Source organism: Paraburkholderia sp. (genome assembly GCF_026225065.1).
In the GTDB taxonomy this organism is placed as follows: domain Bacteria; phylum Pseudomonadota; class Gammaproteobacteria; order Burkholderiales; family Burkholderiaceae; genus Paraburkholderia.
Map to the genome: position 1 here is coordinate 1 of NZ_JAMFSB010000450.1, position 3,613 is coordinate 3,613.

At 62.0% G+C, this 3,613-nt stretch carries 3 protein-coding genes and 1 pseudogene; all 4 read right to left on the reverse strand.

Annotated elements, in window-relative coordinates; genetic code table 11:
• Nucleotides 1-729 (reverse strand): transporter substrate-binding domain-containing protein (locus M0954_RS30270; RefSeq protein ID WP_297357177.1); only part of this gene is annotated, 729 nt, incomplete at its 3' end.
• A gap of 62 nt (nucleotides 730-791) precedes the next feature.
• Nucleotides 792-1,946, reverse strand: a complete 1,155-nt coding sequence (locus M0954_RS30275; protein ID WP_297357179.1) for a pyridoxal phosphate-dependent aminotransferase — start codon at nucleotides 1,944-1,946, stop codon at nucleotides 792-794.
• A 168-nt stretch (nucleotides 1,947-2,114) separates the two neighbouring features.
• The gene (locus M0954_RS30280; protein WP_122154474.1) at nucleotides 2,115-3,134 is read right to left on the reverse strand and encodes a 2-keto-3-deoxygluconate permease; all 1,020 of its coding nucleotides are present in this window, start codon (nucleotides 3,132-3,134) and stop codon (nucleotides 2,115-2,117) included.
• Nucleotides 3,135-3,428: 294 nt separating this feature from the next.
• Nucleotides 3,429-3,613 (reverse strand): annotated as a pseudogene (locus M0954_RS30285) (hypothetical protein); the annotation flags it as partial.

Consider the following 3,613-nt stretch of genomic DNA (forward strand, 5'->3'; position numbering starts at 1 on the left):
CTTCACGCTGCCGTCCGCCTTGAGTTTCGCGATCGCCTCGTTCAGCTTCGCCTTCAGCGCTTCGTCGCCCTTGCGCACGCCGAACGCGATCCCGCTGCCGAGGATCTTGTCGTCGTGCACCGGTTGTCCGACGAACGAAAAATCCTTGCCGTCCGGACGCTGCAGGAACGGCTGGCCTGCCGGCGCGAGCAGCAGCGTGCCGTCCACGCGGCCCGACGCCAGATCCGCGAACACCTGATTCTGATCCTGGTACGGCACCACGATGACCCCGGCCGGTTCCCAGTGCACCTTCATGAATGTCTCCTGGATCGAACCCTGCAGCACGCCGATGCGCTTGCCTTTCAGCGATTCCGTCGTCGTCAGCAAACCGCTGCCGGTGCGCGCGATCAGTTCAGTGGGCACGCGGTAGATCGGCGTCGTGAAGTCAATCGCCTCGCGCCGCTTGTCGGTCGCGTTCATCGCCGAGTTGATCGCGTCGAACTTGCGACCGTTCAGCGCCGGAATCAAGCCGTCGAACGATGTCTCGGACCACGCGCAGGTCATTTTCGTGGCCTTGCACACCGCATTGCCGACATCGACGTCCATCCCTTGCAACTCACCGCTCGGCGCCTTCGATTCGAACGGCGGGTATTGCGCCTCGAGGCCGAAGCGCAGCGTCTGCGCGTCGGCGAACGCCCCACAGGAACCGAACGCGCAGGCGAGCGCAAACCAGATTTTCAGGTGCTTCATCGTGATGTCCTTTTATTGGAATTGTGGATGGTCGGGAGGCCGGCTGCCGCGCGTCGACGGCTTCAGATACGGCTCAGACGACGGGCGCCTTCGATCAGGGTCGCGTCGTCCTTCGAAAAGCTGAGCCGGATCACGCCAGGGTCGGTGCCATCTGTGTAAAACGCGGACAGCGGAATCGTCGCGACGCGTGCGTCGCGGATCAGGCGCAACACGAAATCGCTATCGCGCTCGTCGGAGAAATGCCGGAAGCGCGCGAGCATGAAGAACGAGCCTTCGCTCGGTAACAACTCGAAGCGCGAGCCCGCGAGCTCGCGCGCGAGCAGGTCGCGCTTTGCCTGGTAGAACGCGGACAACCCCAGATATCTGTCGGCCTGTGCGAGGTGCTCGACGAAGGCAAACTGCATCGGCGTGTCGGCCGAGAACACCATGAACTGATGGATCTTGCGAATCTCGTCCATCAGTGCGGCGGGCGCGAAACAGTAGCCGACGCGCCAGCCGGTCACGTGGAACGACTTGCCGAACGACGACACGATCACACTGCGCTCCGCGAGTTCGCGATGTCGCGCCATGCTCTCGTGGCGCACGCCGTCGAACACGATGTGCTCGTAGACCTCGTCGGACAGGATCACGATGTCGGTCTGCCGCGTGAGCCTGGCGAGCTGCTCGATGTCAGCGGCCGAGAACACAGTCGCGGTCGGATTGTGCGGCGTGTTGACGATGATCATCCGCGTGCGCGGTGTAATCGCGGCGGCGACCGCATCCCAGTCGACGCGGAAATCGGGCGCCGCCAGCTTGATTGCGACCGGCGTCGCGCCCTGCATCCGCACGATCGGCGCATAGCTGTCGAAGGACGGCTCGAAGTAGATCACCTCATCGCCCGGATGCACGAGCGCGCTGATCGACGCATACAGTCCCTCGCTCGCACTCCCGATCACAGTGACCTCGGTCTGCGGATCGTAGCGCGTGCCGTACAGGCGCTCGGTCTTGTCGGCGAGCGCTTCGCGCAGCGCCCCGATGCCGGCCATCGGCGCGTACTGGTTGTGTCCGTCGCGCATCGCGCGCGCCACGCCTTCGACGAGCGCCGGATCCGGCGCAAAGTTCGGTGCGCCCTGCGACAGGTTGAGCGCGTCGTGCTCGGCCGCGAGCTGACCAATCACGGTAAAGATCGTAGTGCCGACGTCGGGCAGCTTCGAACGGGGCGCGGTAGCGCTTCGCATGGGTCCTCCTCGGGGATCGGGTGCGGATGGACGTTTCCGTGCATCCCGGTGTGCGGAGGAATTTAGCCCGAGCCGATATCAGCGGCCAATCGAAAGTTTGTCATGGCGCCCATGAGCGGATGTCATGGGCTCAAACCGCCGGCCCAAAAGGCACGGCGCGTCGCCTGCTCACTCATTTGCGCCGATTGGCGGCGGATAGTGCTCCTCTTTGGCTTGCGACTCACGGCCCTCGAGAGCGACCTGGGCGTCCGGTTGCAACAGTTTCTTTTGCTGTTTCCGGAATACCCAGGCGGTCAGAATCGGCGTAAGCACCGCTGTCACGATCACCGAGGCCGCCACCTGGACGGTTGCAGCCGGTGCGATCGCCGCATAAGAGTGGTCCGCCAGCGCGATCGCCTGCGGCGTGCCGGTTGCATTGCCTGCCGTGCTCGACGCGGCGGCGCCCGCCACCCCGGAGCCGCCCAGCAACCGGTCCGCGAAGATGCAGACGATGCCCGTCACGACAAATACGGCGACGCCCAGCAAGATGCCGGGCACACCCGCCGTAAATACCGCTTTGAGATTGATACCCTGCCCCAGCGTGAAGGCCATGAACGGCACGATCAGCGGTTCATGCCTGCCAAAGAAATCACGCAATTCGCTGTCGAGATTGCCGAGAATCGCGCCAGCGAAAATCGGCGCGATAACCGAAAGCATGGTCAGCCACGGAATATTGGCGAGGCCGGCGCCGACAAGGACGATCATCGTCACAAACGGACCCGTCTCGATGCTTTGCGTGACATACGTGCCGGAATCTTCCTTGCTGCCAAAGGTGCTTGTCAGCGCGAGGAACATACCGCCGTTGGTGTCATTCATGGCAGCCAGCACCGCGAGCGTGCTGAGTCCCAGAAAATTGCCGTGAAAGAAGTGAGAAATGGCGAGTGCAATCAGAACCGCGATGCCCACCTTCGAAAGCAGAATGCCGAATCCACGTTTGAGCATGCCAGGGGCCGCTCGTAAGGTCATCTTGGTGCCGACCGTGAACAGATACATCGCAAGGACAGTGGGATATCCCTGATTAGTCAGTGCCTGGGTAAAGCCGCCGATTTTTAAAGCGTTCGGGCAGAATGTATTGATGAGCATGCCGATAAACAGCGGAACCACCATTAGCCCGCCCGGCACCTTGTTGATGAACTGGTAAATACGCATGCTTACCGTCTCCTGGGTACACCGCGTTATCCCTAACTACATGATCGTTATCCGTTGCATTTTGAATTCAATATTTTAAATATATTAGTTGAATAAACTGGCGCTGCGGTATCACGTAAACCCTGCGCGTACCGGTGAGAATAAGAACAAGGCGACGAGCGCGCACCGCGCGATTGGCGGTCCGTATGACAGGCAAAGGAGAGTGCCGTCGCGGTGAGGATCGGGACGGCTTCACACGGCGGGCGGTGGCGGTGGTTTGAGCGCAGGAGTTTCAAAGTCCCGCGAAATCCGGACTCAGAATTTCTCCCAGTCCGCAGCACTGGTATCCGCCGCGACGGCCATCGGCTTGTTTGCAGTGGTGACGGATGACGGCTTTGCCTTCGTGGTGCGGGCGGGCGGGCGAGCGGCCAATGCAGGCCGGCGTAATGCGCTTTGCGAGACCATTTGCGGAGCCACGGCTCGAGGCGCCGTCGATGCCC